At 65.2% G+C, this 26,393-nt stretch carries 27 protein-coding genes; 14 read left to right on the top strand and 13 right to left on the bottom strand.

The window, feature by feature from the left end; genetic code table 11:
- Positions 1-37 precede the first annotated feature (37 nt).
- Together ACN0TP_RS10300 and ACN0TP_RS10295 are read right to left on the bottom strand one after the other, a co-directional pair.
- Positions 38-1,954, bottom strand: a complete 1,917-nt coding sequence (locus ACN0TP_RS10300; RefSeq protein ID WP_417218750.1) for a M64 family metallopeptidase — start codon at positions 1,952-1,954, stop codon at positions 38-40.
- The gene (locus tag ACN0TP_RS10295) at positions 1,951-2,418 is read right to left on the bottom strand and encodes a hypothetical protein (protein ID WP_417218749.1); all 468 of its coding nucleotides are present in this window, start codon (positions 2,416-2,418) and stop codon (positions 1,951-1,953) included. The genes ACN0TP_RS10300 and ACN0TP_RS10295 overlap by 4 nt, the downstream gene beginning before the upstream one ends.
- A gap of 218 nt (positions 2,419-2,636) precedes the next feature.
- On the opposite strand from ACN0TP_RS10295, the gene ACN0TP_RS10290 reads away from it, so the two are divergent.
- The 3 genes from ACN0TP_RS10290 (at position 2,637) to ACN0TP_RS10280 (ending at position 5,195) form a co-directional block, all read left to right on the top strand.
- Complete coding sequence (locus ACN0TP_RS10290; protein WP_417218748.1) at positions 2,637-3,902, top strand: amidase family protein; 1,266 nt, start codon at positions 2,637-2,639, stop codon at positions 3,900-3,902.
- A gap of 61 nt (positions 3,903-3,963) precedes the next feature.
- Positions 3,964-4,575 carry a hypothetical protein gene (locus ACN0TP_RS10285; protein ID WP_417218747.1) on the top strand — a complete coding sequence of 204 codons (612 nt, stop codon included), beginning with the start codon at positions 3,964-3,966 and terminating at the stop codon, positions 4,573-4,575.
- A 44-nt stretch (positions 4,576-4,619) separates the two neighbouring features.
- Positions 4,620-5,195, top strand: a complete 576-nt coding sequence (locus tag ACN0TP_RS10280) for an RES family NAD+ phosphorylase (protein ID WP_417218746.1) — start codon at positions 4,620-4,622, stop codon at positions 5,193-5,195.
- An 87-nt stretch (positions 5,196-5,282) separates the two neighbouring features.
- On the opposite strand, the gene ACN0TP_RS10275 is transcribed toward ACN0TP_RS10280, so the two are convergent.
- Genes ACN0TP_RS10275 through ACN0TP_RS10260 form a run of 4 tightly spaced genes read right to left on the bottom strand, consistent with a single transcriptional unit; the run spans position 5,283 to position 8,553 of the window.
- Positions 5,283-6,113, bottom strand: a complete 831-nt coding sequence (locus ACN0TP_RS10275) for an alpha/beta fold hydrolase (protein ID WP_417218745.1) — start codon at positions 6,111-6,113, stop codon at positions 5,283-5,285.
- Between the two features lie 2 nt (positions 6,114-6,115).
- Positions 6,116-6,445 (bottom strand): biotin/lipoyl-containing protein, encoded by a 330-nt coding sequence (locus tag ACN0TP_RS10270; RefSeq protein ID WP_417218744.1) that lies wholly within the window; start codon positions 6,443-6,445, stop codon positions 6,116-6,118.
- Positions 6,438-7,442 (bottom strand): alpha-ketoacid dehydrogenase subunit beta, encoded by a 1,005-nt coding sequence (locus ACN0TP_RS10265; RefSeq protein ID WP_417218862.1) that lies wholly within the window; start codon positions 7,440-7,442, stop codon positions 6,438-6,440. The genes ACN0TP_RS10270 and ACN0TP_RS10265 overlap by 8 nt, the downstream gene beginning before the upstream one ends.
- Before the next feature lie 55 nt (positions 7,443-7,497).
- Positions 7,498-8,553 carry a thiamine pyrophosphate-dependent enzyme gene (locus tag ACN0TP_RS10260; protein WP_417218743.1) on the bottom strand — a complete coding sequence of 352 codons (1,056 nt, stop codon included), beginning with the start codon at positions 8,551-8,553 and terminating at the stop codon, positions 7,498-7,500.
- Between the two features lie 155 nt (positions 8,554-8,708).
- Between ACN0TP_RS10260 and ACN0TP_RS10255 the strand changes: the two genes are divergently transcribed.
- Positions 8,709-9,182, top strand: a complete 474-nt coding sequence (locus ACN0TP_RS10255; RefSeq protein WP_417218742.1) for an Lrp/AsnC family transcriptional regulator — start codon at positions 8,709-8,711, stop codon at positions 9,180-9,182.
- A gap of 163 nt (positions 9,183-9,345) precedes the next feature.
- Here ACN0TP_RS10255 and ACN0TP_RS10250 read toward each other — a convergent pair whose 3' ends face one another.
- From ACN0TP_RS10250 to ACN0TP_RS10235, 4 genes are all read right to left on the bottom strand, one after another.
- A complete protein-coding gene (locus ACN0TP_RS10250; protein ID WP_417218741.1) occupies positions 9,346-11,298 on the bottom strand; it encodes a DUF3732 domain-containing protein in 1,953 nt (650 codons plus the stop codon).
- Complete coding sequence (locus tag ACN0TP_RS10245) at positions 11,295-11,783, bottom strand: three component ABC system middle component (RefSeq protein WP_417218740.1); 489 nt, start codon at positions 11,781-11,783, stop codon at positions 11,295-11,297. The genes ACN0TP_RS10250 and ACN0TP_RS10245 overlap by 4 nt, the downstream gene beginning before the upstream one ends.
- Entirely contained in the window at positions 11,780-12,949 is a 1,170-nt protein-coding gene (locus ACN0TP_RS10240; RefSeq protein WP_417218739.1) for an ABC-three component system protein, read from the bottom strand. The genes ACN0TP_RS10245 and ACN0TP_RS10240 overlap by 4 nt, the downstream gene beginning before the upstream one ends.
- Positions 12,950-13,114: 165 nt before the next feature.
- Positions 13,115-13,519: a hypothetical protein gene (locus tag ACN0TP_RS10235; protein WP_417218738.1), complete on the bottom strand. Its 405-nt coding sequence runs from the start codon at positions 13,517-13,519 to the stop codon at positions 13,115-13,117.
- A gap of 586 nt (positions 13,520-14,105) precedes the next feature.
- Between ACN0TP_RS10235 and ACN0TP_RS10230 the strand changes: the two genes are divergently transcribed.
- Positions 14,106-14,603, top strand: a complete 498-nt coding sequence (locus ACN0TP_RS10230) for a hypothetical protein (protein WP_417218737.1) — start codon at positions 14,106-14,108, stop codon at positions 14,601-14,603.
- Positions 14,604-14,696: 93 nt separating this feature from the next.
- Here the strand turns inward: ACN0TP_RS10230 and ACN0TP_RS10225 are convergent, their stop codons facing one another.
- Positions 14,697-15,098 carry a VOC family protein gene (locus tag ACN0TP_RS10225; protein ID WP_417218736.1) on the bottom strand — a complete coding sequence of 134 codons (402 nt, stop codon included), beginning with the start codon at positions 15,096-15,098 and terminating at the stop codon, positions 14,697-14,699.
- A gap of 113 nt (positions 15,099-15,211) precedes the next feature.
- Here ACN0TP_RS10225 and ACN0TP_RS10220 point away from each other — a divergent pair, with 113 nt between their 5' ends.
- Positions 15,212-16,513: an MFS transporter gene (locus ACN0TP_RS10220; RefSeq protein WP_417218735.1), complete on the top strand. Its 1,302-nt coding sequence runs from the start codon at positions 15,212-15,214 to the stop codon at positions 16,511-16,513.
- Positions 16,514-16,567: 54 nt separating this feature from the next.
- On the opposite strand, the gene ACN0TP_RS10215 is transcribed toward ACN0TP_RS10220, so the two are convergent.
- Positions 16,568-16,723 (bottom strand): hypothetical protein, encoded by a 156-nt coding sequence (locus ACN0TP_RS10215; protein WP_417218734.1) that lies wholly within the window; start codon positions 16,721-16,723, stop codon positions 16,568-16,570.
- A gap of 188 nt (positions 16,724-16,911) precedes the next feature.
- Between ACN0TP_RS10215 and ACN0TP_RS10210 the strand changes: the two genes are divergently transcribed.
- From ACN0TP_RS10210 to ACN0TP_RS10190, 5 genes are all read left to right on the top strand, one after another.
- Positions 16,912-17,688, top strand: a complete 777-nt coding sequence (locus ACN0TP_RS10210) for an NUDIX hydrolase (RefSeq protein ID WP_417218733.1) — start codon at positions 16,912-16,914, stop codon at positions 17,686-17,688.
- A gap of 63 nt (positions 17,689-17,751) precedes the next feature.
- Complete coding sequence (gene nadA / locus ACN0TP_RS10205; RefSeq protein ID WP_417218732.1) at positions 17,752-19,047, top strand: quinolinate synthase NadA; 1,296 nt, start codon at positions 17,752-17,754, stop codon at positions 19,045-19,047.
- Positions 19,044-20,798, top strand: coding sequence for an L-aspartate oxidase (locus tag ACN0TP_RS10200; RefSeq protein ID WP_417218731.1), 1,755 nt, complete (start codon positions 19,044-19,046; stop codon positions 20,796-20,798). Before nadA ends, ACN0TP_RS10200 begins: the two co-directional genes overlap by 4 nt.
- A gap of 23 nt (positions 20,799-20,821) precedes the next feature.
- Complete coding sequence (gene nadC, locus ACN0TP_RS10195) at positions 20,822-21,775, top strand: carboxylating nicotinate-nucleotide diphosphorylase (RefSeq protein ID WP_417218861.1); 954 nt, start codon at positions 20,822-20,824, stop codon at positions 21,773-21,775.
- The gene (locus ACN0TP_RS10190) at positions 21,772-22,986 is read left to right on the top strand and encodes a cysteine desulfurase family protein (protein WP_417218730.1); all 1,215 of its coding nucleotides are present in this window, start codon (positions 21,772-21,774) and stop codon (positions 22,984-22,986) included. The genes nadC and ACN0TP_RS10190 overlap by 4 nt, the downstream gene beginning before the upstream one ends.
- A gap of 144 nt (positions 22,987-23,130) precedes the next feature.
- Here ACN0TP_RS10190 and ACN0TP_RS10185 read toward each other — a convergent pair whose 3' ends face one another.
- Complete coding sequence (locus ACN0TP_RS10185) at positions 23,131-24,132, bottom strand: helix-turn-helix domain-containing protein (RefSeq protein ID WP_417218729.1); 1,002 nt, start codon at positions 24,130-24,132, stop codon at positions 23,131-23,133.
- Positions 24,133-24,421: 289 nt separating this feature from the next.
- Here ACN0TP_RS10185 and ACN0TP_RS10180 point away from each other — a divergent pair, with 289 nt between their 5' ends.
- The 3 genes from ACN0TP_RS10180 to ACN0TP_RS10170 are packed head-to-tail and all read left to right on the top strand — an operon-like array spanning position 24,422 to position 26,387.
- Complete coding sequence (locus ACN0TP_RS10180) at positions 24,422-24,853, top strand: carboxymuconolactone decarboxylase family protein (RefSeq protein ID WP_417218728.1); 432 nt, start codon at positions 24,422-24,424, stop codon at positions 24,851-24,853.
- Between the two features lie 20 nt (positions 24,854-24,873).
- Entirely contained in the window at positions 24,874-25,800 is a 927-nt protein-coding gene (locus tag ACN0TP_RS10175) for an NAD(P)-dependent oxidoreductase (RefSeq protein ID WP_417218727.1), read from the top strand.
- A gap of 41 nt (positions 25,801-25,841) precedes the next feature.
- On the top strand, positions 25,842-26,387 hold the full coding sequence (locus ACN0TP_RS10170) for a TRAP transporter small permease (protein WP_417218726.1): 546 nt from the start codon (positions 25,842-25,844) through the stop codon (positions 26,385-26,387).
- Positions 26,388-26,393: the final 6 nt, after the last annotated feature.

Below are 26,393 nucleotides of genomic sequence, written 5' to 3'. Positions count from 1 at the left end.
CGAGCCCGCCGGCAACACTATTTCGGGCCTGCACGGATCAGGTGATGCCGAGCCGGAACCACCCGGCCCAGCCTCCGGCGCCGTTCCACCAGGTGCTGTACACCTTGCCGTCGGACCCGACGACGAACACGTCGAGCTGCTCCATCACCCGGGAGAGCGCTGTGACGGTGCTCCCCGGAGCGGCCACTCCACCGGAAACGTTGAACCAGCCGGCCCATCCCGTGGTGTCATGCCACCACGTGCTGTAAATCCGGTTGTCGGTGCCCACGGTGAACAGGTCCAGGTGGTTGCTGTACCTGGCCACCGCGGTCACCTGCGACCCGGGCGAAGCCACCCCGCCGGACACCTGGAACCAACTACCCCAGCCGCCGGTCGCGTTCCACCACGTGCTGACGATCCTGCCGTCCTCCGCCGTGGTGAACAGATCCAACTGGTCCCGATGCCGGGCGACGACGTTGACCGCGGCATCCGGGCGGGCCTGCTGCCCGCCGATCTGGAACCAGGAAGACCAGCCACTTCGCTCATCCCACCAGCAGCTCCAGACCCGGTGGTCGGTGCCGACGGTGAAGAGGTCCAGGTGGAAGGGGTAGCGGGCGATCGCGGTGACCTGCGCCCCGTTGGCCGCGACGCCACCGGAGACATTGAACCACCCGGACCAGCCGCCAGAGGCATCCCACCAGCAGGAGACGACCTGGCCGTCCGAGCCGATGGTGAACACGTCCAGGTGGTCGGTGGTGCGCGAGACGACGTTGACGGTCGACCCGGCGCGGGCCACCAGGTTGCCCAACACGAACCAGCTGGACCAGCCGCCGTTGCGGTCCCACCAGGCGCTGTAGACGCGATTGTCGGTGCCGACGGTGAACACGTCCAGGTGGCCCGGGTAGCGCGAGACGCTGGTGACCGGTGACCCGGCGGCCCCGCGGCCGCCGGGGGAGGCGATGCCACCGGAGAGGTGGAACCATCCGGCCCAGCCGCTGGAGGCATCCCACCAGTCGGACATCGTGCGCCCCGAGGCGTCCACGGCGAAGACATCCAGGTGCTCGGGGTAGCGGGCGAGCACGCTGATGGGGGTCCTGGGCCGGGCCTGGAGGTCGGCCAGCGGGCCGATCCGGTTCCAGATCACCTGGCGGCAGATCCTGCAGAACGGCACGCCGAGGTTGCGCATCTTGCAGTCGTACTCGGGGCGGAACGCGCCGCAGTGGTAGTAGTGCGCGCCCTCGAACGCACCCACGGTGCCCGCCGGGACCGTGCTGGCCCGCGAATCCACCGCCGCGCAGTTCGGGTTGGACATGGTCGGCACTGCCGTGGCCGCGTTGACGGCCCACCCCCACTTCAGCGTGGTGCGGTCGGTGTTCACCGTGACGTTGGGTTCGCCCGGTTCTCCGGCCGGGTGGTGGTCGTGACCGGTCTCGGCGCCGCCGGCGTAGTACGGGTATTCGTCGGCCAGGCCGAACGCTGTGTGCCCGGATTCGTGGATCGCGATCTCCGAGGCACCGGCGGCCAGCGAGAACGTCCCGACCGATCCGCCGGAGCCGCCGTAGATCGTCGAGTTGACGACCACCAGGGCGAGCGTGAACTCCGGCACCTGGGCCGCCGCCGTGGTGAGCACTGTACCGGCATTGCAGACCAGCAGCCGGCGGATGCCATTGCCGCCGAAGCTGGAATCGAAATAGGTGCGGGCCGTCGCCCCGGTGCCGCCCCCGGCGACCGGGTCGTCGGCACCGGCATCGGTGGAGGTGACATTGGTCCGGAAGATGTTGATCGCCGGGGCCAGCTCGTCGAAGGGAGGCGTGGCCAGCAGTGCGGTCGCGAACGCCGTGCAGGCGGTGTCGAAGGCCGCCTGTTGGCCGGCTTGGAAACCGTCGCCGAGCAACACGATGTTGAAGGCCCGGTTCCGGGGCGCGGAACCGTTGATCTGGGTGGTCCCCGTGACGGAACCGTCGGCGGTGGTCATCTCCCCGCCTCCCCGGTCTCGAGGGGGAAGACCCCCAGGACGTTCTCCCGCGGTGCGGCCGGAGCCGGGGGAGCGCCGCGTTCCCCGGGAGGCGGTAGTGGTGGCACGTCCACGTCCAGCAGGGCCACCCGGCGGGCAGTAGCGGCGGCGGGGACGACGACGGTGAAGGCGCCACGGGGATGCTCGACCTCCACGCGCGTGATGGGGTCGGCCGGATTCTCCGGGAAGACCTCCCGGCTGGAGGCGTCGTGGCGGACGGCCACGCGGGCCAGGGGACGGTCGTCCACGTCGCGGACCTCGGCGAACCGTCCGGCCCGGAGATCGGGGGCTGCATCGAACCCGGTCACCAGGACGTCGACGGGCTGCTGGTGGATCAGGCGCACGTCGTCGCCTTCGTATTCGAAGATGAGCCGGACGGCTCCGGAGGGGTCGGAGGGCTGGTCGGTGTCGGGCATGGCGATCACGGATCCTCAGGGCGAGTGGAGGACCATCAGCGGCTGGATGTCACCGGTGGAATCCAGTAAGCGCGCAGGGCGGGGGCATGTCAAGGCCGCAACGGCATCGAATTGGCGCTGCGGATGACGGTTCGGCCACCACCGGATCCGGGCCACCGGACGGCCGGCTGCGGGCCGGTGCCATACTGGGGCCAGACCCGCCCCCAGAGACCCCAGGAGAAGCCCCGATGAACGAGATCAGCCCCCTCGAGGATCCGGAAGCCGGCGTCTGGGCCCAGGTCGCCGACGCGTCGGAGGTCAGGGCGCAGCCACGAAGCGGTGAGCCGTTCGCGCTCGCCGTCAAGGCCAACATCGCGGTGCGCGGTTTCCGCCGCTCGGCCGGGTGCCGTGGGCTGGACCTCGGTCCCCAGGAGGCCGATGCCCCCGTCGTGGCCGCGCTGCGTGAGGCCGGCGTCGTCGTCGTGGGCATCACGAACATGCACGAACTCGCCTTCGGGATCACGTCCAACAATGCGGCCTTTGGCCCAGTCCGCCATCCCGCCGATCCCACGCGGGCCGCGGGTGGCTCCTCCGGTGGCAGCGCTGCGGCCGTCGCCCGCGGCGACGTGCCGGTGGCGTTGGGCACCGACACCGGGGGATCGGTGACAATCCCGGCCAGCCTGTGCGGGGTGGTCGGTTTCCGGCCGAGTACAGGCCGCTGGCCCGGCGCCGGGCTGGTGGGCCTGTCGTGGACGCGCGACACCCCTGGTCTGTTCGCCCCTGCCGTGGCGGAGATCGACCGCCTCGACACCGCCATCACCGGCGGGCACGACGCCGGTGTCCCCGGCACCCGCCCTCGGCTCGGGATCCCCGCTGAGCTCGTCCAGGAGCTGGACCCGGCCACTGCTGCAGCGTTCTCCGTCAGCCTGGACCGGTGGGGCGACGCCGTCGAAACCGTCGACCTGGAGCTGGGTCGCGTCCTGGATCTGACCCGGGCCGCGGAGATGGCGATCGTGCTGTGGGAGTCGCACCGGTTGCTGGCCGACGTCGCCGCCCGGGCGCTCGGGCGGCCACTCCAGGAGGCGTTCGAACGCCTGGTCGAATCCGTCGCCAGTCCCGACGTGCGCGCCGTCCTCGAGGCCGAGCTGGCGCACCCCGTGACGGCTCAGGAGTACGCGAGGGCCCAGGGCGAGGTGGCCCGGGCGCGCACGCTGTACACGAACCTGCTGGCCGAGCACGGCCTGGATGGCCTGGCCTTCCCCGGGACCCCGGCCCCGGCCCCGCTGCTCGGCAAGGACGAGACCGTTGAGCATCTTGGCGGGCAGGTCTCCACCTTCGGCCTCTACACGCGCAACACCGGCCAGGGGACCATACTCGGCGCACCCATGCTCACGCTGCCGGCACCTGTCCCGGTCGGAGGATTGCCCGTGGGGATCACCGTGCAGGGGCCGCGCTTCGGCGACCGCACCCTGCTGGCCCTGGGACGCGCGCTCGAGGAGGTCCTGGTGCCATGAGATGGAATACCCCATCAATGATGCGTTGTGATGCGATAGGTTTGAACGTATCATGTGGTGTATGGAAGCCACTGGCATCGAAAAGGGCATGGAAGTCGTTCGCGAGCGCATCTCGCGGGCGCTAGCCCAGCGGCACTTCTCGATTTCCGCCGACGTCGTTCTCGACGTCCTGGACGAAGCAGTCGGTGTATCGGAGACGCTCACTGCCGGGGAGCAGGAGTTCCTGATGGAGCACGCTGGCGCCACGACGGAGGACTTCATGCCGGTGGCAGGACACCTCACCAGACTGGAGATCACGCAACGCCAGGCAGAGGCCGCGGAGCAGATGCGTGGCAGGGCGTTGACGACGTCGGAAGTAGCTCGTCTCCTGGGCCGGGCGCCATCGAATGTACGTCGTTCACTGTCGACCGGCCATCTCTGTAGCGTGGGATCCACGTCGACGAGCAGGGAGCGGTTGTTCCCGGCATGGCAGTTCACGCAGGACGGACGGATCATTCCTGGACTTCGGCAGGTCGTGGAGGCCCTTCCGGATGACTACCACCCGCTCGATGTCGAGGGCTTCATGGTGACTCCGCAAGAGTGCCTGCGGGGACGTTCCCCGGCTGCGTGGTTGTCCGGGAATGGTGATGTGGAGACGGTGGTCAGCCTCGCCGACGAGCAGGGCTGGGTGTGACGGCCAAGAATCCGCGTCGACCGGATCGGCCCTTGACGTTGGACATGGCAGATATCCACCGGTACACGGGACCACTGTGGCGGATTCACCGTTCGGTCGGGACCCACAGGATGGAGTGGAACGAACTGCGCGAGTTTGGACCGCTTCCGCAGTTTCGGTGGGAACCGCACCCCCTGCCGATGCAGAATCACCCGGGAGTGGGCGTTTCCTACACAGCCGCCGACTACGCCACGGCTTTCGCCGAGGTGTTTCAACAACGCCGCGCCATCACCCTGACCGGACAGCACGTGTTGACCGCCTGGTTGCCGTCGCGGACTCTGGAATTGCTCGATATCGGTGGGAACCATTGGGCGCTGCATCACGGTGCGTCCGCTTCATTGCCGGGGGCACCGAAAAGCACCTGTCGAAACTGGGCAGCAGCCATTTGTGCCGAATGGGGAAGCCGGATCGACGGACTGTACGTCCCCTCAACCGTGACTGGCGATCCGGTGATCGTGCTGTTCGCGCGGGCGGCCACCGCTTTTCCCACGGCTCCAGGCTTCTCGCGTCCATTGACGCATGTCTCCGTCGAGCATTTGGCGCTCAAGGCAGCGGACACCCTGAGATGGCCTCTTCGCTGAACCAGTGGCTCGGACCGGGGACAGCCTTGAACTGAAGACGAAGGCCACCCGGAAAACCGGGCGGCCCATCGACAGCGGTGGACAGCGTCAGCCGTTGATGAACTCCACAGCGGCCTGCTTGTAGGCGCGCGAGGTCACGGCGTTGGCATGCGTGCGGGCCGGCAGGATCAGTTCGCGCACGTGCGCGTCCGATCCCTGGTGTCCGCGCGCCAGCTCCAGCAGCGTCGGCAGGGAGGCTGCCAGTTCGTCGCGCTCGCCGGCCACCAGCAGTATCGGCATCGACGGCACGGCCTCCTCGGGGGAGAACGGTTCGGTCTTGATCGCCTCCACCATCGAGAGCAGCGAGAACATGTTGTTCGTCGGCACCAGCTGCGCCATGCGCACCAGTTCGGCGGTGGTCGGATCGGCAATCGGTTCGCCGCCGGCCAGCTGTCCGCGCGCTGCCTCGAGGTCGAACGTGGCCAGCGGGTCGCTGCTCGCCGGGCCGCCCAACACGACGCGGTGCACCAGCTGCGGTTGCGTGCCGGCGAATTCCCACGCCAGCCGGGCGCCCAGCGAGTAGCCGAGCACGTCCACCCCGGAGGACGCATCGCCCTCAACCAGCGGCCGCACGTGCGCATCCTGCAGGATCTGCAGCAGTTCGGCGCGGATCCGGCTCGGCGTGTACGCGTCCAGGTCCTCCGGCGCCGGGCTCAGCCCGTGACCGGGGAGGTCGACGGCAATGACCTTCCGGCCGGCGTCGTGCAGCGCGGTGATCCACCCGGTGGCCACCCAATTCAGCTCCGAGGAGGAGGCGAACCCGTGGATCAGCAGCACCGGGCGTGCACCGGCGTCGTCCTGGGGGGTGAAGATCCGCACGGCGAGCGAGTTGGCAGTGCCCTCGACGCGGTGCTCGGCCTCGTGGTGGGGGGTCGCCATGATCAGTCGTCGTCCAGGTTGGCGCTCAGGCGCACGCGGCGCTTCGGGGCGGTCTCCTGCGGCACGGTGCCGACGATGCCTGCGGAGTCGTCGGCGACCTCGAAGACAATCAGCTCATCGCCCACGTTGAGGGTCTCGCCCGGTTCGCCGTTGATGCGCAGCACCTTGCCGGCCTGCGGGGAGGGCAGCTCGAGTGAGCTCTTGGTGGTCTCGACCTCGACGATCGGCTGGTTGCGCTCGACCTGGTCGCCGACGGCGACGAGCCATTCGAGCACCGTCGCGTCGATGAGGCCCTCACCGAGATCGGGAAGGGGGAAGGACAGTTCAGCCACGGCGGTACTCCAATACTCGTTGAATCCCGAAGAGAATGCGGTCGATGTTCGGCAGGTACTCTGCCTCGAGGCTACCGGAGGGGAACGGCACATCGAAGCCCGTCACCCGCTCCACCGGGGCCTTCAGCGTGCCGAAGCACGCCTCGGTGATGGTTTGGGCCACCTCGGCGCCCAGGCCCGCGGCACGCGGTGCCTCGTGCACGACGACGGCGCGGCGCGTCTTGGACACCGACGCCGCCAACCCGGCGGCATCGATGGGCTTGAGCCAACGCAGGTCCAGCACCTCGACGTCGATCCCGTCCTCCGCGGCCAGTTCGGCCACCTGCAGGCAGCGGGCGACCATGCCGCCCCACGCCACCAGGGTCAGGTGCCTGCCGGGGCGCACGACGACGGAGCCCTCCAGGGTGCCCGGGGCATCGAAGCCGACGGTGTCCTTCTGCCAGTAGCGGGACTTCGGCTCCATGAAGACCACCGGGTCCGGCCGCGTCGCCGCGTGCCGCATCAGGTGGTACGCCTGGTGCGGGCTGGACGGGGAGACGACCTTCAGCCCGGCGACGTGGGCGAAGATGTACTCCAGCGATTCGGAGTGCAGCTCGGGGGACTGGATCCCGCCGAAGCTGGGGATGCGCAGGGTGATCGGCATCGGCAGGGCGCCGCGGGTGCGGAAGTTCATCCGGGCGATCTGGGTGACGATCTGGTTGATGGCCGGATACGTGAACCCGTCGAACTGCACCTCGGGGATCGGGTGGTAGCCGGCCATGGCCAGGCCTGTCGACATGCCCAGGATGCCGGATTCGGCCAGCGGGGTGTCGAAGACCCGGTCGGCACCGAAGCGCTGCTGCAGCCCGTCGGTGATGCGGAAGACGCCGCCGAGCTGGCCGACGTCCTCGCCGAGGACCAGGGCCTTCGGGTTCTCCGCCAGCACGTCGGCCAGTGCCGCATTGATGGCCTTGTTCATCGACAGCGTCTCGCTGCCGGTGCGCTGCACGGTGTCCATGGCGTCCTCGCTGGTCGGGGTTCCCTGCTGCGTGGGTTCGATGGTTGCGCTCAGGCTAGACATGCTCGGACTCCTCCCGCCACTGCGTGGCCTGCTGTTTCAGGGCCTCGGTCTGCTCCTGGTAGACGTACTCGAACATCTCGGCTCCCGGACGCGGACCCTGGGCCTGGACCGCCAGGCGGGTCGCCTCCTCGAATTCGGCGGCCTCGGCCTGGATGGCCGTGACGGCGTCGGCGTCCAGCGTGCCGTCGGCCAACAGCCGGTCACGCAGGGACTCGATCGGGTCGGCACCGGCGTCGCGGCGCTCGTCCTCGAGCGTGCGGTAACGTCCCGGGTCGTCCGACGTGGAGTGCGGTCCGCGGCGGTAGGTCATCGCCTCGACAATCGCCGGGCCCTTCCCGGAGCGGGCATGTTCGACGGCGGCCCGGGTCCCGCGGACCACTGCCTCGACGTCGTTGCCGTCCAGCTGGATGGAGGGGATGCCGTAGCCGGCGCCGCGGGCGGCGACGGAGCCGCCGGCCACCTGGGCTTCGGTCGGCACTGAGATGGCCCAGCCGTTGTTCTGCACGAAGAAGACGACGGGTGTCTTGAAGATCCCGGCGAAGTTCATGGCCTCGTGGATGTCGCCCTGGGAGGAGGCGCCGTCGCCGAGGAAGATCAGCGCGGTGGGCAGATCGGTCTCGGGGCGGCCCTCGCGGATGGCGTCCAGACGCTGGCCGTGGCCCCAGCCGACGGCATGGAGTGCCGAGCCGGCGATGACCGTCTGGATCGGGGTGACCCGGTACTTCGTGGCGTCATACAGGCCTCCGTTCCAGGTGGCCTTGTGGGTGGCCATGAATTCGGGCATGTCCACGCCGGCCGCCAGGGCGGCGCCCATTTCGCGGTAGGTCGGGAACACGAAGTCGCGGTCCATGTCCATGGCCTTCACGCTGCCGACCTGGGCTGCCTCCTGCCCTTGCATGGGGGCGTAACCGGGCAGGATGCCCTGGCGCTGCCACGCGATGGCGGAGGTGTCCAGGTGTCGGACCTTGGTCATGAGTCGGTACAGCTCGACCAACTCGTCGGCGGGTAGTGCCGTCGGGTGTGGTTCAAGCCGGGGTGCTTCGGTCATGGTCGCTCCCAGTTGGTTCGGATGGATGTTCTGGATGTGACGGTAATTACCTGTCGGAGCCTGCGCAATCTAACAGTGAATGATGCGGCAATCTGCACATTGTGCCTATGCTGAACGAAAGATGCCTATACAAAGTGCAAAGTAGTGAGGATGGCATGAAGATCGACGAGCTGGACGCCAAGATCCTGGACGAGTTCTCCTCGGACCCCCGGATGTCGGTGTTGGAGGCCTCCCGGGTGCTGGGCGTGGCCCGGGCGACCGTGCAGTCGCGGCTGGACAAGATGACCCGCGAGGGAGTGATCACTGGTTGGGGGCCGCATCTCTCGGCCGAAGGTCTTGGCTATCCGGTGCGGGCGTACTGTGCGCTGGTCATCGACCAGGATGCCGGGCACGACGGTGTCGCCGCCGCGCTGTCGGAGGTGCCGGAGGTACTCGAGCTGCATACGGTGTCGGGAGAGAGCGACCTGATGGCGTGTGTGGTGGCCAAGTCCAACGACGACCTGCAGCGCGTGCTGGACGCCATCATCGCCACCCGGACGGTGCTTCGGAGCTCGTCGTTGGTGGTGCTGAACTCACCGATCCCGCTGCGGATGTTGCCGCTGGCACGTGCCGCGGCAGGGCGCAGATAGTTGAGGAGGGACGCAGGCTTTGGTTGGAGACCCGTATGCGACTTGAGTAATCACGCCTATTGAAGCCTGTGTTTTGCACGCAACGCATGGCGTGCCCGGAGTAGGCAATGTCGATTATTGGGTAGGAGCGATCAGCTTATTCATCTCGCCGAATTCATTGAGATTAGGACAGGCCGCCAGCTTCGGGCCAGTCTTCCGGCACTAACGCTGGCGGCTTGGACCAAGGATGTTCAACTAATGCTTGTTGGAACCAATCTTCATGGAGGTTGGCATGTTCCGTGATAATAAGTTGGAAGCCAGGGTTCTCCTCGCTGGCGTAGTTTAGGAACAAAGCGAATAGGCGTCTGACGGCTTCCATGTCCGCATTGGCTGCGGTTCGCTCTATCGTTCCGTCAGTCGCTTTATATTCCTCTTCCGATGGAAAATATACTTGAGTAGGCTGATCAATTAGCAGGAACGATGGTATAGGGCAATCATTTCTGGATGAGTAGAGATGTATCGCCAGAAGCGCTGCTACGTGATACGCCAGATGGTTTTCGCCGCCACCGCTTAGGGCCATCGGCACTGGGCGTCCTGGTCGATCTACGACAACGGTCAGTTTCTTGAGGTCAAACCGAGCCGGGGTACCTGCGAATTCAGCGCCTAGTTCATCAATGTATCTAGTTACGTCTTTGGAAATGTTGTTCAACACCGAGGTGATCGCCTCATCCCGATCGTCGTCACCAACCTCCAGCGCGAGCCTTTCTACCTTCCCCTTCAGATGTCGAATTTCATCCTCTGCATCTATGACTTCTCGGTCAGGCGCTAGCGACTCTAAGAAGTGGCTTACTCGTCCCACGACGCGTGCCGCGGCGACGGCTCGATCGCGCATGTGCTTGAGTCGTTCGTCAGCCTCAATGGCAGACGATAGCTCGGCTTCAAGAGCATGGATCTCCTCAGTTATCGATCCTGCCTGACCCTCCAAATCAGCTAAATAGTCATCAACTATCGGCCTTTCCCCTGCCACTGCTTCCAGTTCTTTGTCGAGGGACTCGAGTTCCGACAACAGTACGGCCGCTACAGGGTCCTGCCATCCCAAATTCTCTTCGGCGAATGGCCATTGCCATTCACCAGTACTACGTTTTCGAGGGAATGAATAGATTGACGAGAGCCTGTCACGTTGCTCAATGACTTCCTCCTGGAAGCCTCCTGCCTGAACAGAATAGGCGCGAGCGGAGTCCAGATTGAATTGCACCGCTCTTCTGGCCTGCCGGAGCTCCCTTACCTTTCCCTCCAGCTCTGAAGTCTTAAAAGCCCCGTCCAGCAGCTGCTGGGAATCGTCTGGAGTCCAGGATTCGATTTCACGAAGCTGCTCAATGACATCATCACCTGGTCCCGTTGGACGTAAGAGGCCCACTGCCACTGCTTCTGTGCGCAATTTGAATGCGGTTGTCTGTGCACCGGCAATTGCTCTTTGCAGGGCCTCAAGCTTCTTCTCAGCCAGGCTTAGTTCACGCTTCGCAAGACGCAACTTTGCTTGGTACGTATATCGGTCCGGCGAGTCTATGCCCAGCAAGATGGGGAATGTGTCTTGAATACTCTGCGGAAGATACGGCTCGTTTTGACGATAGAATAGTTGGTCTTTATTGGCGATGAGCCCTTGCTTTTGGAACAGATAGAACAGAGTGTGATTAATCTGGGTCGCATAGCTGATTCGGCTTTGTTCCAATGGAACTTGAGTTCTGTTCTCGGGAATACCAAGTAACTTAGAAAGCAAAGCCCGTACCGCTGTGTCATCACTGTTTACTTCTAGGCCATCAAATGAAGGAATGGTCATATCCATTCCTCGACGGATCATCGCTGCGCCAGCGCTCTGCGCGCCACGGCTGGGGGCTGGCTTCGCAATCAAGACTTCTTCGCCTTCGAAGCGATAGACAACCGCGAACCATGAGACCTTGTCTCGAATCACCCCCTCTGGAACTTTGAAGTCTGAGACGCCCATGCAGTACTCGATAATCTCCGATAGGGCTGACTTTCCTGTTGAAGACCGTCCGGTTATCACATTTAGACCCGCTGAAAAGGAAAGGTCTCGTCTGCGGCCGTCATGGCTGTAGATATGGATCGATTTGATTCTCACGGACGCACTCCTAGCGTGGCATAGACGGTAGCTCGGTCTCCGATGCGAGCGAACTCTTTTCCGAGTCGTGCAGCAATCTTCTGGCATTCCTGCGATTCCGGGCTGCCATCGATTGCGGTTCGCATTCTTCTGGGGACGGAACGAATTCGCCCCTCTGTCGAAACTTCGATGCAGTGATTGCTCGCCAAAACACTGAAAGCTTCGTGGGCAAGAGGGAGCAAATCTCGGGCTCTTTCATCAAATCCCAATATTAGGAATTGCTGTTTCTCTAAGATTGTTAGCAATCTAGTCTTCGGATGCGCGTCCAACTTCTTTCGCGCTTGGCTGTGTAGGCTAAGTGGCAACACCAGAAGTGTTAGCGAATAGGGCATACCACTCGGGTCTACTTCTTCGTATCCCTTTATTGCCCGTTGGAGCAGGAGTCCGCAAAATGCTGGATTGAACAAATTTCGCACTTCGACAGGCCGCTCGGTCCAAGGCTTCATGACGTTTCTCCAAGCACCGCATCGAGCCTGCTTAGAAACGTTGGGTGCCAATAGACCCTGGGCCGTGGTCTCTCATTGGCAAGAATATGAAAGCCACCCCTTACAACGTAGGGTTCAGTGACTTTTTCTCGTATACGGAGAGAGTCGAGTTTGCCACTTTCAAAGTCTGCCCATTTGTAAAGTGCCCTTCCAGCCTCTACTAATCTTTCGTCCGCTTCGGTGACATCAAAATCCTCAAATATCACATCACGATAGCGGCTCCATTCATCGACGAGGCGGGCCTCGTACCGTTCCATTTCGCCGACCAATAGGACGTTTTCTCGAGCCCAGGCGGACCTCTGGGAAAAGGCCCGATAATAGTCAAGAATGGCACTGCGAATTCTGTTTGTTTGGACTCCAATTTCTCGGAGTTGCAGTACGAACTGGCGCTGGTCACCTTCTACGTCAATGTCTTCCTCCGGAGTGGCCTCGGAAAAGTGAATGGGAAGATTATTGGTTTTGTACTCGTCCGCAATATCGGAAAGCTTGTCCGAAAGCTCATATCCCGAGAGCGGCATCGTGCGTTCACCAGATAGCAGCAATATGGTTTGCTGGTTCCACCATCCCTGTAGTCGGTCAAAAATTGCCTGACGAAATTCTCGGGAAATGCTTCGCATGTGTCCGCCGATGATTTTTTCTGGGATCTCCGCAATACGCGGCGTCTTGTCAACAATGTTGATGCGGGAGAAAAAATCTTCACACTGCGCATTCGTCATTTTTTGGAGTTCTGAACCAATCGCTTCAGTTAGTTTGGTTGTGGAACTCTCCAGCGCCTTCTTCGCACTTTCAACCACATCGACTATAGCCAATCCCGAGTTGGCCGACGGATAAGTAAATGCCTGGAGGAATGACGTGCGGGAAACCTCGGACGTCGTAAAAAGCAAGAATTTCAGGTTTGATTCTTCTAAAGAGTCCCGATTGTAACGGGAGAGCCAAATACGTGCGGACTTCCAAAAGTCGACGGAAAGATCTGTTAGGCGGTCTCCGACACTCTTATGCTTCAAAGAACCTAATGATTTGGTGCCGTTGAGATCAATAAAATCGAGATCATCATCCATCTCAATATATAGCTCTGTCGATTCCGGTAATTCAAACAAGCGGAGGAGTGCAAACTGTGGCTGGTACATGTACCCAAGACCTTGCTCACTCGCGGAGTACTTGTCTTTCGGCGCCGAATTCATATGTGAACCCGTACCGGTGCTGAACCACTAGAGACGGGCGTTCCCCCGATCGATTTAGTTCGCATCCGGTTTCCTCGCATATAGAGCCATAGTCTCATTGCTAACAATGAGTCAAAGCCTATAGCCAACCGCATCTTTACGGACTTCTGTTGCGGCCATGCATGTGTTCAATTTTTGTCGCTTGGTCTGATGGACGTTTTGGTGAGAATGTAACCTGCTGGTGCAGCAGCCACTTTTCCCGTGTAAGTTCGGCTGTTCCGCATTCAGAGTGGCAGCATTCACAAATGCGTGTTGGGTACGGCAGCCGGAATCCGAATAGAGGCTGATCGAATCAGCTCGGATAGTACCGCGCTCCCATACTGCTCCGGTATTTTCTTCGGACTGGTTGCCGGCATCTGTGTGGACCTTTTCAGCCGCAAGACGGTGTTGGTCGTTGCCGACCTGGGTCGCGGCATCCTGCTGGCAGCGCTGTGCCTTGGCGGCGCGGCTAACCATCCCGGCGGTCGTCGGCATCATCTTTGGATTCGGTCTGCTGTCCGTACTCGGGGACGCCGCCTACCAGTTATTCGTCCCGCAGCTGGCTTCCCGGCCGATGTTGGTTCGGGCCAAGGCCCGGCTGCAGCAGAGCGATACTGTGGCGCAAAGCGTGTGAGCTGCTGTGGCCGGCGGGCTGGTGGCGCTGCTGACCGGCGCCGCCAGCATCTTCCTGTCGGTCGCCACCATAGCCAGCCTGCCCGCCGTCGTCCTCCGGAAAATGTTGGCGAGCGGCATAAGCTCTCGGCCCGCATTGGCGAGTCGCTGCGGAGGATCTACCAGCATAGGAATCTGGGGCCGCTGGCGTGGCGCAACCACATCTGGTTCATCGGCTCGGCTATGCTCGGAACCGTCCTGCCCGTGCTCGTCCTGCACGACGCCGATCTCGGGGCCATTGCGTTAGGCGTCGCCCTCTGCTGCGCCGGAGTGGGGGCGGTGGTTGGTACGCGCCTGCGCCGTCGCTGCCAAGTATCCCGGACGATACGTCCGAACTCGACCAGCGGCAGCCTCCTGGAAGAGTCGCCGCCGCTGAACTGGAGTTCCGACAGATCGTGAAGTTGGCGTCGTCGTGGAGGTCGACTTCCTTCGTTTCAGGTCCCATGGTGGCGCCGATCCAGACGAGGATGCCGGCGAGGCAGATCATGAGGGCCACTGCGACGCGGTCCGGCATGAAGTTGCCGAGTGCCTGGATGTAGAACGCGGGCAGGACGACGGCAAGGCTGTAGCCAACGCCGTAGACGCTGGCTCGGATGCTCGAGGGGAAGCGCTCGCACAGATATGCGCCGACGGGTGCGAAGACGCACAGGCTGGTGACCTGGACCAGTACCGCTATAAACCCGGTCAGGATGACGTTGTCTTTGCCCACGGTCATGGCAGCGATGTACAGCAGCGGCGCGACGACGATGACCAGGACCGCGTAGTACCGGTAGCAGCGGCGTCGACCGATGGCCTGGTCGAGGTTACAGGCATCCGGGTTGAGCCAGCCCCGTCAGGGCGGTGTCGCCAGGAGCAATGGCTCCTAAGTGTGAACATGTACCCCGCCTACACTCTCCGCGTCAGTGCGTAGCTGCTCGTCGTCTGCAGGCAGAAGTGGATATTTCCTGTCCAATCCGGGCCTGCTGCCCGAGTGCGTGGCCAGCGGGGAAGCTAGGCGCGGGCGTCAGGAAGCGGGTTCGTAACCGATCAGCCAGTGGAGCCCGAAGCGGTCGATGACCTGGCCGTCCGAGGCGCCCCAGGGTTTGGGTGCCAGTGGATCCTCCACCCGGCCGCCGTCGGCGAGTTGGTCGAACCACTCGTGGAGGTCCTTCGGCTCTGCGGTGCCCAGGAGCGAGAGCATGAGCCCCTCGAACCTGACGCTCTTCCCGCCCGGGGATGTGTCCGATCCGGCGATGGACACGACGCCCTGCAGCTCGCCGTGGGCAATTGCGTCCGGAGGTCCGTCGGTGTTGTTGAATTCCTTGTTCGTGAACAAGGAGAGCTTGCCGCCGAAGATCCCCTCGTAGAAGCCGAAGGCTTCGCGTGCCGTTCCGGGGAAGCTGACGTAGATCATCGGTGAGGCCATGAGCCAGAGCCTACAGAGCCGGGAGGCGGCTGGATAGCGTCTGCGTACGGACGGCTACAGTGGGCCGGGCGCGTCCAGGAGCGGCCGCTACCGTGTCGACTACGCTCGAAACCATGGGTGCCAAGCGCGGGGCGGGCGAACTGCGGCACAACGCGCCCTTCGTGCGGTTCTGGACGGCCTCCACCGTCTCGGACTTCGGCACCTATATCACCACCGTGGCGCTCGCCGTCCTGGTCCTCGTCACTCTGGGCGGCAGTGCGCAGGACCAGGGGTGGGTCAGCGCCGCCCGGTGGGCTCCCTACCTGCTTTTCGGGCTGGTCGCAGGGATCTGGGTCGACCACTTCAGCCGCACGACGGTGCTGGTGGCCGCCGATCTGGGACGGGGCGTCCTGCTGGCCCTGCTCTGCATCGGTGGTGTGGCCGGGTGGCTCAATGTGCCGCTGGTTGTGGTGGTGATCTTCGCCTTCGGGATGTTGTCCATGCTCGGCGATGCAGCCGACCGGTCGCTGCTCACGCAATTGGTGCCCCGGCCGCTGCTGGTGAAGGCGAATGCCCGTCTGCAGCAGAGCGACACCGTGGCCCAAACCGTCGGAGGTGCCGTGGCCGGCGGGCTCGTGGCCGCCCTGACGGCACCGTTCGCCCTGCTCCTGGACGCGGCCAGCTTCCTGTTCTCCGGGGCCATCATGGCCAGCCTGCCCCGCCGTCGTCCTCTGCGGAACACCGGGGTGGGGCCCACGCTGTCGGCCCGCATCGGCGAATCCCTGAGGTGGGCCTACGGCCACCGGTTCATCGGGCCCATGGCGTGGAGCACGCATGTGTGGTTCATCGGCTCGGCCATGCTGGGCACCGTGTTGCCGGTCCTGGTCCTGCACGACGCCGGACTCGGCGCGGTGGCGCTGGGCCTGGTGCTCAGCTGTGCGGGCGTCGGGGCCGTGATCGGCACTGGGATCTCCCTGCGTGCCGGGCAACGCTGGGGGACCGGGCCGGTCATGGTGGTGGCCCGCGGATTCGAGGCACTTTCGGTGGTGCTGCTGGCGATCGTCGCCGGTGCCGTGCCGGGGTGGCACGAGGCCGGGGTGCCGCCGGGCCCGGTGGTGGGGTGCATCGGTGCCGCCCAGCTGGTGTGGGGGATCGCGCTGGGAACGGGCAGCCCGTTGGAGATGGGGTTCCAGCAAGCGGTGACGCCGGATGCGATGATCGCACGGATGAGCTCGGTCATCCGGTCGGCGAACCGCGGCATGATCGTCATCGGCGCCCCGGTGGGCGGGCTGATCGCCACCGTGGCGGGAGTGGCCGTGGCGCTCTGGGTGGCCGCGGGGTTCATATGCCTCGGGCTGGTGCTGCTGGCGGCGTCCCCGTTCAGGACGGCGCGGATCGAGGACGAGATGCTCGACGACGAGGCAGCCGCTGGGTAGTCGCCGGGCAGGATCGTTGCCAGGCACCGCGCTGGAGTTGGGCGCGGTATTTCTTCACCCGCGGGGTGCCCGTTTTGCCGCCAAGATGGCTCGAACCTCGTCGGCCGTCGCCAAATCGTGGGGGCTGTCGATCAACGCGTCGTAGGCGGCCGCCACGTCCTCGCGCAGCCAGGTCTCGACGGCTTGGCTGAACTTGCGTGTGTTGCGCACGGCGGCCTCCAGGAGCGGATGGGATTCCAGCGTATTCGTGTGACGTGAATTCGTCGACGGGCGGGGAAGCGGAGCGGCGCAGCGAGCGGGGTCCGTCCGACACATGCTTGGAAACCTCCATCGCACGGGAGTATCATCAGTTCTTGTCGAAGTGACAATAACTAGTTTCTCGCCCGGGAGGAGTCGCCATGGAGTTCGCCAATGTTTCCGAACGCCAGGCGATGAGCCCCCAGCTGGCGGTCTCCACCGTGATCTTCTCGCTGCGCGACGAGCTGGCCGACGGGGAACCGACCGGGCGCAAATCCCTGTGGGTGCCGCTGGTCCGTAGGACCCGCCAGCCGTTCCGCGGCCAGTGGGCGCTGCCCGGCGGCCCGCTGGGCGCCCGCCAGACGTTGCAGGACGCCGCCGCCGCCAACCTGCAGGCCACCACCGGGCTTGCGCCCAGCCATCTGGAGCAGCTCTACGCCTTCGGCGGGCTGGACCGCTCGCCGTCCCAGCGCGTGGTGTCGATCGTGTATTGGGCGCTGGTTCGCGAGGAACACACCGAGGCCGCCGGGCTGATCGATGACCCGAACGTGGCCTGGTTCCCGGCCCGCGACGACGCGGTACTGGACGCGTTGGCGTTCGACCATGCCGAAATCGTCAGGTACGCGTTGTGGCGTCTGGGCAACAAGGTCGAATACGGCTCCATCGCCCACCGCTTCCTCGGCGAGCGCTTCACCCTGGCCCAGGTGCAGGAAGTGTACGAGGCCGTGTTGGACCGCCGGCTCGACGCTGCGAACTTCAGACGCCACCTGCGCGGCACCCCCGGCATCGAACCGACCGACGAATACCTGCTCGGCGGCAAGCACAGACCGCCGCGCCTCTACCGGTACACGGGGGACTCCGCCGTCGTCCCCGATCCGACTGGAACGATTCCGACCGGCACGATGCCAGCCGGAACGGTTCCCGCCAACAGCACGTAGCCGCACGCGAGCAGCAATCCCGCAGACCCCAACTCCCCGCACGGAAGATCAACGGACCACATCATGACCAGTGTCAGCAACACCATCGCCCGCCTCACCCTCACCCCGGTCGGGGAAGCACCTGCCGGCGGGTCCGCCGACGGGGTCTGCACCACCGACCTGGTGAAATCCCCGTGGGACCTGGACACCGGGCTGCCCTCCTATGGGCCGGGCTCCTCGATGGACGACGTCGCCCCGGCCACCACGCCGCGCCAGGGGGCCATCCCCGAGGAATACCGGCTCGCCTCCGACGAGGAGCTGGACGGGCGCATCCGCGCGGCGAAGGAGACGCTCGGCGAGCGCGTGGTGGTGCTCGGGCACTTCTACCAGCGCGACGAGGTGGTGCAGTACGCGGACTTCGTGGGGGACTCGTTCCAGCTGGCCAATGCGGCCCAGACCCGCACCGAAGCCGAATACATCGTGTTCTGCGGGGTGCACTTCATGGCCGAGACCGCCGACATCCTCTCGAAGCCCGAGCAGGCGGTGATCCTGCCCAACCTGGCTGCCGGTTGCTCGATGGCGGACATGGCCGATGAGTCTTCCGTCGAGGAGTGCTGGGAACAGCTGATGGACCTCTACGGCACCGAGGCCGACGCCGAGGGGCGCGTACCGGTCATCCCGGTGACCTACATGAACTCCTCCGCGGCGCTGAAGTCGTTCGTGGGGCGCAACGGCGGGATCGTGTGCACCTCGTCGAATGCCGCGACCGTGTTGGAGTGGGCGTTCGAGCGGGGGCAGCGGGTGCTGTTCTTCCCCGACCAGCACCTGGGACGCAACACGGCCAAGGCGATGGGCATTTCGCTGGAGCAGATGCCGATGTGGTCCCCCAACAAGCCGCTGGGCGGGAACACCGCCGAGGCGCTCGCCGACGCGAAGGTCATCCTGTGGCACGGGTTCTGCTCGGTGCACCGCAGGTTCACCACAGCCCAGATCGACAAGGCCCGCGCCGAGTACCCGGGCGTGGACGTGATCGTGCACCCCGAATGCCCGATGGAGGTCGTCGACGCCGCCGACTCCGCGGGCTCCACCGACTTCATCCAGAAGGCCATCGCCGCCGCCACCGAACCGTCCACGTTCGCCATCGGCACGGAGATCAACATGGTCAACCGGCTCGCCGCCCAGTATCCGCAGCACACCATCTTCTGCCTGGACCCGGTGATCTGCCCCTGCTCGACGATGTACCGCATCCACCCGGGCTACCTCGCCTGGGTGCTGGAGGAACTCGTCGCCGGACGGGTGGTCAACCAGATCTCGGTGCCCTCACGCGACTCGGCCTCCGCCAAGGTGGCGTTGGAGCGGATGCTGGCGGCCCGGCCGTGAGTGCCCCAGGCGCCGGCAGGGTCGACGGCGGGCGCACCGCCCGCGAGCTGGTCATCGTCGGCTCCGGGGTGGCGGGGCTCTATGCCGCCATCACCGCCGTCGAACATGGGCACCGGGTCACCCTGCTGACCAAGGACGCGCTGGCCGATTCGAACAGCTGGTACGCCCAGGGCGGGATCTGCGGGGTGGGCCCCGCAGGTGTCGCCGCCGGGGATTCGGTGGCCAGCCACATCGAGGACACGCTCATCGCCGGGGCCCGGCTGAACAACCCGGCCGCGGTGCGCGATGTCTGCTCCTCCGCGTGGGGGCATATCGAGGCGCTCGCCGAGCTGGGCACCGCGTTCGACCGGGACGCCACCGGGAACCTGGCCCTGGGGTTGGAGGCCGCCCACGCGCACGCGCGGATCGTCCACGCGGGGGGAGATGCCACCGGACGCGTCGTCGCCTCCGCGCTGATCGCCGTGGTCCGCCGGCTCGCCGCCGCCGGGTCCCTGACGGTGCACGAACATTGTTTCGCCACCGACCTGGTGGTGGAGTCCGGCGCGGTCACCGGGCTCGACTACCTCCCGGCGGGAGGTGGGCGGCCCGCCCGCCTGCGTGCCGACGTCGTGCTCCTGGCCACCGGGGGCATCGGCTCCCTGTATGCGTGGACCACCAACCCCGCGGGCGCCACCGGCGACGGGGCGGCGCTCGCCTGGCGGGCCGGGGTGCTGGTCGCCGACGCCGAGTTCGTCCAGTTCCACCCCACGCTGGTGCCCGCCGGACGCTTCATGATCTCCGAGGCGGTCCGCGGGGAGGGCGCAGTGCTCATCGACGGCTCCGGCCGGCGCTTCATGCCCGACGTGCACCCCGACGCCGAACTGGCACCGCGCGACGTGGTCGCCCGCGCCATCCACCGCGTCCGCGCCACCGGCTCCGAGGTGTACCTGGACGCACGGGGCGTGGAAGCACGCCGCGGCACAGGATTCCTCGCGGCGCGCTTCCCGGCGATCACCGGACACCTTGCAGCCGACGGACTGGACCTGGCCGCCGCACCCGTGCCCGTCGCCCCGGCCCAGCACTACTGGATGGGCGGGGTGTTCGCCGACGCGTGCGGGCGCACCACGGTCCCCGGGCTGCGCGTGGCGGGGGAGACCGCCTGCACCGGAACCCATGGGGCCAACCGGCTCGCGTCGAACTCGCTGCTTGAGGCACTGGTGCACGGCTTCCGTGCCGTCACCACCCTGCACGACGACGGTGCCCTCCTCGCGGGGGAATCTTCCGGACTAGAACATGTGTTCGAATTGCCGGAGGGTGGGGACGCCGCGCCGGAAACGATCATGCGGGAAACGACGACGGGGGAGGACTCCGGCAGATCCGCACGCGTGCCGCTGACCCTGGATGCCGTCCGCGACCTGTCCACCGCCTACCTGGGGGTGGAGCGGACCGGCGAGGGGCTCGCCCTGGCCGCCGCGGCGCTCGCCGGATCACTGGCCGCCGGTGAGGGCACCGCGCCCCGTACCCGGGCCGATGCCGAACTGCGCAACCTCACCACCGTGGGGCGCCTCATCGCGGAGGCCGCACTGGCCCGCACCGGGTCCATCGGCGCCCACTACCGGCTCGACACCCCGGCCAAAGCGGAGACTACTGCGCATGGCGCCGGTAGCGTGGGCGGTCGCGTCGGCTTCGTCCGCGCCGGCGTCCGAACGACCACCCACCCGTCCACCGCCCAGGTACCAGCCGACCGGCTCCTGATCGGGAGCACCCACTGATGAGGACCGAGATGACCACCAAGATGACCACCGACACCGTTATCCGCGAAGATGCCACCGCGCTCGCCGTGGATCCGCTGCCCGTCCCGTATCGGGTCATCCGCGACATCGTCGAGGCCGCCCTGGCGGAGGACAACCCCACCGGGGACCTGACCGGCAACGTCCTGATCCCCGCCGGGGCCACCGCCACAGCGGACGTCATCGCCCGCGAACCGGGGATCCTGTCCGGGCTCGCCGTCTTCGAGGCGGCCATGACCCTGACCGACCCGGCCACCACCGTGACCACTGCGCTCGCCGATGGCCAATCCTTTGCCGCCGGCGACGTGCTGGCCACGGTGACCGGTCCGGCCCGGGCCGTGCTGGCCGGGGAACGTGTCGGGCTGAACCTGCTCCAGCGCCTCTCCGGCATCGCCACACAAACGCGCGCCTTCGTCGACGCGGCGGCCGGCACCGGCACCCGCATCGCCGACACCCGCAAGACCACCCCGGGACTGCGCGCGCTGGAACGCTACGCGGTGCGCTGCGGCGGCGGGCACAACCACCGCGGCACGCTCTCCGAGGCGGTGATGGCGAAGGACAACCACCTGGCCCTGCTGGGGACCGGGGACGAGTTGACCCGTGCCCTGCGCGCGGCCCGGGCGCGGCTGGGACACACTGTGCACTTCGAGGTGGAGATCGACTCGCTCGACCAGCTCGATGCAGTGCTCGCCGCCGGGGTGGACACGATCATGCTGGACAACTTCTCCCTCGCCAATCTGGCCACTGGCGTCCGCCGCATTGCAGGTGCCGCCCTGGTGGAGGCCTCGGGCAACGTGCGGCTGGAGACCGTCGCCGACATCGCCGCCACCGGCGTGGACGTCATCTCCTCCGGAACCCTGACGCACTCCGTCCGCGCCCTGGACCTGGGGCTCGACGTGCGGATCACTGACGGCCGGGCCCGCGTGGGCGGGCGCACCGGGACGGGGGAACAGCGGTGATCTACCTCGACGCCGCCGCCACCACCCCGGTCAAGCAAGAGATCCTCGAGCTGGTCTGGCCGCTCATGGCCCGCGACTTCGGCAACCCCTCCAGCCACCACGGACCCGGGGAGACCGCGGCGCGCGCCCTGGACTACGCCCGCACCACCGCCGCCTCCACCCTGCGCGTGCGCACCGGCGACATCGTCTTCACCTCCGGCGGCACCGAGGCCAACAACCTCGCCCTCATCGGCCTGGCCCTGGCCAACCCCCGCGGCCGGCACCTGGTCCGTTCCGCCGTCGAGCATTCCTCCGTGCGGGAGGCCGGCGACTACCTGGCCCGCCACCACGGCTTCACCGTCGACGTCGTCCCCGTGGACCGCGGCGGCCGCGTCGATCCGGACGAGGCGGCAGCACTGCTCCGGCCGGACACCACGCTGGTGTCGGTGATGGCGGTGAACAACGAGGTCGGCACCATCCAGCCCATCGCCGGGATCGCGGCCGCGGCCCGCACCGTCGGCGCCCTGGTGCACACCGACGCCGTCCAGGCCGCCGGCTGGCTGGACGTGGCCGAGCTGGCCTCCCACGTCGACGCCCTGTCCATCTCCGGGCACAAGCTCGGCGGGATGAAGGGCGCCGGGCTGGCCATGATCCGCGGGCGCCTGGCTTTGGAACCGCTGCTGCACGGGGGCGGGCAGGAACGCGGACGCCGCTCGGGCACGGAGAACGTCGCCGGAGCCGTCTCCACCGCCACCGCCCTGCGCCTCGCTGCCGGTGGGGCCCTGCACTTCGACGACGCCCACCGCCGGTCGGATTACCTGATCGACACCGTCTTGTCTGGCCTGAACCCGTCCCCGGGAAACCCCGATCCGGGAAACCCTGCGGCAGGGCATCCCGCGGCAGGACAAGGCACGACGGCGGCACTGCTGACCGGTGATCCGGTGCACCGGGTGCCGGGCATCGTGTCCTTCGCCTTCCCGGGCACGCACGGGGAAACGGTGCTGCTCGAACTCGAACGCCGCGGGATCGTCTGCTCGTCGGGCTCGGCCTGCGCCGCCGGCTCCACGGACCCCTCGCCCGTGCTGCTCGCCATGGGGTACGAACCCGACGTCGCGCTCACCGCCGTTCGGTTGAGCTTCACCACCGAAGCCACAGAGGTCCAGCTGACGACGGCGGCACGGGCCGTGGTGGCTGCGGTCAGGGCACTGGTCGCCGGTACTAGGACGGTCTAGCGGCTGTCCTTCGTCTCCGATTCCCGAGCTGCCTCCGGCCCTGGGCAGCTCGGGAGCCGGCTTCCGCTCCGTTGTCCCACTTAGCCGCAGCGGAGCCATTCATACGGTTCGATGGGCACTCGCTTCGGGTCGAGACGATTTCGGCTATCCCTGTGACCGGGAGTGCATGTCGCGGTACATGCGCGGACTGAGACCAAAGGCCGTTTTGAACAGCTTGCTGAAATGGGCTCGGTCCACCAGTCCCCACCGCGCTGCGATCTGGAGGATGGAATGGGATTCGAAGGCAGGATCAAGCAGTTCCAGACGGCAGCGTTCCAGACGCCGTTCGCGGATATAACCGGTCACGGTCTGGTCCTGCTCGCGAAAAAGATACTGCAAATATCGGACTGACATGAAATGCGCCTTCGCGACGCTCACCGAGTTCAGATCGGGATCGGCAAGATGAGCCTCGATATACAGCCGAAGCTTTTCCGTAATCAATCGGCGCGAATCTTCGACCGGTGGACCGTTCTTGACCAATTCGGCGGATAGCAGTGCGGTAATGAGGTCGAGGGCGCTGCGCATGATGCGTATGCCATTGATTCCCTGCAGTTGCTCCAAATTCGCCGCCAGATGCTCCATGAAGGGGGAGATGACCCTGCCGATTCCCCGGTCACCGGGCATGGTTACGGCGGTGACGCAGCGGATGAGCTTGGCGGACATGCCCACCATGTGATGGGGGAAAACCATCACCAGCGTATGCACGTTGTCGTCAAATTCCATGGTGTAGGGACGACTGGTGTCATAGATGGCCAGGTCTCCTGGTGCCAGCACGGCGGTACGTCCGTCCTGGGCGACGATGCCGGTGCCTTCCAGAAGCAAAGTGAGTTTGAGGTGCTTCGCATCGCCTGGATCGATCTGCGACGCGAGACGTCGTACTTGGTGCGCACTGGCGGAGATCTCCGTGACGCATGTTTGGTCGACGTGCGTGCTGCGGAGCGATCCGCAGAACCGCGCCACATTCGTCGAGAGTGTCAGCCGGCCGAAACGGTTGCCGACCAGGGATTTCCAGGCGTCGAAACTCTCTACGCGAGATTCTGGCGCCAGTTCGGAAGGCAATTGGGGTCTTTCGGGGACCACTACCGATTCTTGGGGCATTGACGACATTCTCGATCCTCCTTGCCGGGAAATGGCTACGGTGCGGCACGTACCTGATGTGACCTGCAACATAGGAACGTTTACAGCATGTATACACCACGAGGTCGTCATCCGGAGGCCTCCGCCCGTAAAGGCCTTCGCAATTTGCCGTCCACAATGCGTCTGCTGACAACTCCGCGGATGCGCCCTACAGCAAACTGAAAAGTACATCGGCAACGGTTCGAGATCGGGCCACACCCGGTCGACGGAGCCTGGGGACGATTTTTCGAATCCCACCAGAACACGAAGAGGTATGAAAGTGATTCAAGACGAGTTGTACGACAAGGGGCTCGAACAGCGTCGGAAGATGTTTGGTCCACGAGGGGCCGAGGATCAGGTCGAGCACACGAACGACATCAACGACAAATTGCAGGACTTCGTGACCCGAATCTGTTTCGGCGACCTGTGGCAGCGGACCGGACTTTCCACGAAGGACCGCAGCAAGATCACCATCGCGATGTTGCTGGCCTCCGGGAAACCACATGAGACAAGGGTCCACATGCGCGGCGGCATCGCAAACGGGCTCTCCGTGCACGAAATCCGGGAAATCGTCCTCCACTCGATGCTCTATTGCGGTATCCCGTCCGCAGTCGAGGGGATGCGGGCACTCGATGAGATCCGCGAGGAACTGGGGCTGCCAAGCCAAGTGGACGATGAATCGAACAGTGCTGGAGTCACGGTCAAGCAGTAGGCAGCCGATAGGAACAGGAAATGGCAACACAACACATCGAAGGAACTCAAGAGGCAATGATTCTGAACCAACGCCAGACTTCAGTCGGCTTCGTCGGGCTCGGCACCATGGGCGACCCCATGGCCAGCAATGTGGCGGGGGGCGGATACGACGTCAGGCTCTACGATGTCGATATTGAACGGTCCCAGGCCCTAGCTGCGCGCATCGGGGCGACGGCCCTCCAGTCGTCGGAGGACTTGGCCGGCTGTGAAGCGGTGGTGTTCATGCTGCCGACCTCGGCCATTGTGCGCTCGGTGCTCCTCACCGATGCCGGCGTGCTCCGCGTCCCCTTCCGACCCGGGACCGTCCTCATCGACATGAGTTCCTCTGATCCCAATGAGACGCTCGAAACGGGCCGCCTTCTCGCCGCCCATGGGGTCCACCTCGTTGATGCTCCCGTGTCCGGTGCCCGGGCACGAGCCGAAAACGGAACCCTGGCCATCATGATGGGAGCCGATGACGAGGAGGCGGCGGATCGTGCCGAACCGATCATCCAGACCATGAGCGAACGGATCTTCCGTACCGGGGCTCTGGGCACTGGACACGCGATGAAGGCCCTGAACAACTTCGTGGCGGCTGCTGCATACACGGCCTCGACTGAAGCGCTGGTGGCGGGCGAGCGGTTTGGTTTGGACCCTCAGACCATGGTCGACATCTTCAATGCCTCCACGGGTCAGAGTTTTGTGACCACACACGTCCTCGAGGACCACATCGTGAAGCGGAATTATGCGACAGGGTTCGCCCTGCCGTTGATGACCAAAGACGTGCGCATAGCCCTGAATTTGCAGCAGTCCGTACACCACGCCGCACCCGTATGCGAGGCCGTGACGGGCGCATTGAGCGATGCCCTCGAGGCCCTCGGGAATGTCGACCATTCCAAGGCATTCGAATTCTGGCAACAGCGCTAGGCCGGCCCGGTCCAAATATGCACATTTCGAAAGGAGAGCCGATGGAACGGGTAACTGTAGCTGCCTCCCGCGTATTGGCAATACTGTCCGCACTGAGCATTGTCGTGCTCATGCTGGCCATCGCAGCCGACGTGACGGTGCGATTCATCTCAAGAGCCAGCCTGCCCGGAATGCTCGAGGCGGCTGAAACCAGTCTGGTCGTTGCCGTGTTCTTCGGCATTGCCTGGGCGGGGGTCCAAGGGGAACACGTCGCCGTGACGTTGGTGACCGATCGCTTGAGCGCACGAGCGAATGCGCTGATCAACGTCGGCGTGTGGGGCATGTCATCCCTGTTCCTGGGCTGGATGTTCTACGCCACGTCGACGAAGGCCCTGGATGCCACCGTCAACCTGGAAGAACGCTTTGGCCTCGTACGGTGGCCCCTTTACCCGGCCCGTTGGGTGATCGCGCTGGGAATCGCAGCGTTCTTGCTTGTTGCCGTACTGAATTTCGTACGAGCGCTCCGCGGACGGCCGGTGCTTGGCGAAGATTCCACGGCGTATGGGAACACCTCGAATGTCCTTGCCCAAGAGACTGGAGCGAAGTGAGATGAC

Origin of the sequence: Arthrobacter sp., assembly GCF_048266065.1 — a bacterium.
Taxonomy (GTDB): Bacteria; Actinomycetota; Actinomycetes; order Actinomycetales; family Micrococcaceae; genus Arthrobacter_H.
Note: the sequence above shows the minus strand (reverse complement) of the source record. Positions and strands in the feature narration are given on the sequence as shown.

What these genes read in the sequence shown, in the direction of transcription:
- ACN0TP_RS10260 (WP_417218743.1), bottom strand. Translation starts at nt 8,553, where the DNA reads ATGACCGAAGCACCCCGGCTTGAACCACACCCGACGGCACTACCCGCC.
- ACN0TP_RS10300 (WP_417218750.1), bottom strand. Translation starts at nt 1,954, where the DNA reads ATGACCACCGCCGACGGTTCCGTCACGGGGACCACCCAGATCAACGGT.
- ACN0TP_RS10220 (WP_417218735.1), top strand. Translation starts at nt 15,212, where the DNA reads ATGGGTGCCAAGCGCGGGGCGGGCGAACTGCGGCACAACGCGCCCTTC.
- ACN0TP_RS10275 (WP_417218745.1), bottom strand. Translation starts at nt 6,113, where the DNA reads ATGGCGACCCCCCACCACGAGGCCGAGCACCGCGTCGAGGGCACTGCC.
- ACN0TP_RS10240 (WP_417218739.1), bottom strand. Translation starts at nt 12,949, where the DNA reads ATGTACCAGCCACAGTTTGCACTCCTCCGCTTGTTTGAATTACCGGAA.
- ACN0TP_RS10245 (WP_417218740.1), bottom strand. Translation starts at nt 11,783, where the DNA reads ATGAAGCCTTGGACCGAGCGGCCTGTCGAAGTGCGAAATTTGTTCAAT.
- ACN0TP_RS10175 (WP_417218727.1), top strand. Translation starts at nt 24,874, where the DNA reads ATGGCAACACAACACATCGAAGGAACTCAAGAGGCAATGATTCTGAAC.
- nadA (WP_417218732.1), top strand. Translation starts at nt 17,752, where the DNA reads ATGACCAGTGTCAGCAACACCATCGCCCGCCTCACCCTCACCCCGGTC.
- nadC (WP_417218861.1), top strand. Translation starts at nt 20,822, where the DNA reads ATGACCACCGACACCGTTATCCGCGAAGATGCCACCGCGCTCGCCGTG.
- ACN0TP_RS10225 (WP_417218736.1), bottom strand. Translation starts at nt 15,098, where the DNA reads ATGGCCTCACCGATGATCTACGTCAGCTTCCCCGGAACGGCACGCGAA.
- ACN0TP_RS10265 (WP_417218862.1), bottom strand. Translation starts at nt 7,442, where the DNA reads ATGGACACCGTGCAGCGCACCGGCAGCGAGACGCTGTCGATGAACAAG.
- ACN0TP_RS10285 (WP_417218747.1), top strand. Translation starts at nt 3,964, where the DNA reads ATGGAAGCCACTGGCATCGAAAAGGGCATGGAAGTCGTTCGCGAGCGC.
- ACN0TP_RS10255 (WP_417218742.1), top strand. Translation starts at nt 8,709, where the DNA reads ATGAAGATCGACGAGCTGGACGCCAAGATCCTGGACGAGTTCTCCTCG.
- ACN0TP_RS10235 (WP_417218738.1), bottom strand. Translation starts at nt 13,519, where the DNA reads ATGATGCCGACGACCGCCGGGATGGTTAGCCGCGCCGCCAAGGCACAG.
- ACN0TP_RS10185 (WP_417218729.1), bottom strand. Translation starts at nt 24,132, where the DNA reads ATGTCGTCAATGCCCCAAGAATCGGTAGTGGTCCCCGAAAGACCCCAA.
- ACN0TP_RS10210 (WP_417218733.1), top strand. Translation starts at nt 16,912, where the DNA reads ATGGAGTTCGCCAATGTTTCCGAACGCCAGGCGATGAGCCCCCAGCTG.
- ACN0TP_RS10290 (WP_417218748.1), top strand. Translation starts at nt 2,637, where the DNA reads ATGAACGAGATCAGCCCCCTCGAGGATCCGGAAGCCGGCGTCTGGGCC.
- ACN0TP_RS10170 (WP_417218726.1), top strand. Translation starts at nt 25,842, where the DNA reads ATGGAACGGGTAACTGTAGCTGCCTCCCGCGTATTGGCAATACTGTCC.
- ACN0TP_RS10280 (WP_417218746.1), top strand. Translation starts at nt 4,620, where the DNA reads ATGGCAGATATCCACCGGTACACGGGACCACTGTGGCGGATTCACCGT.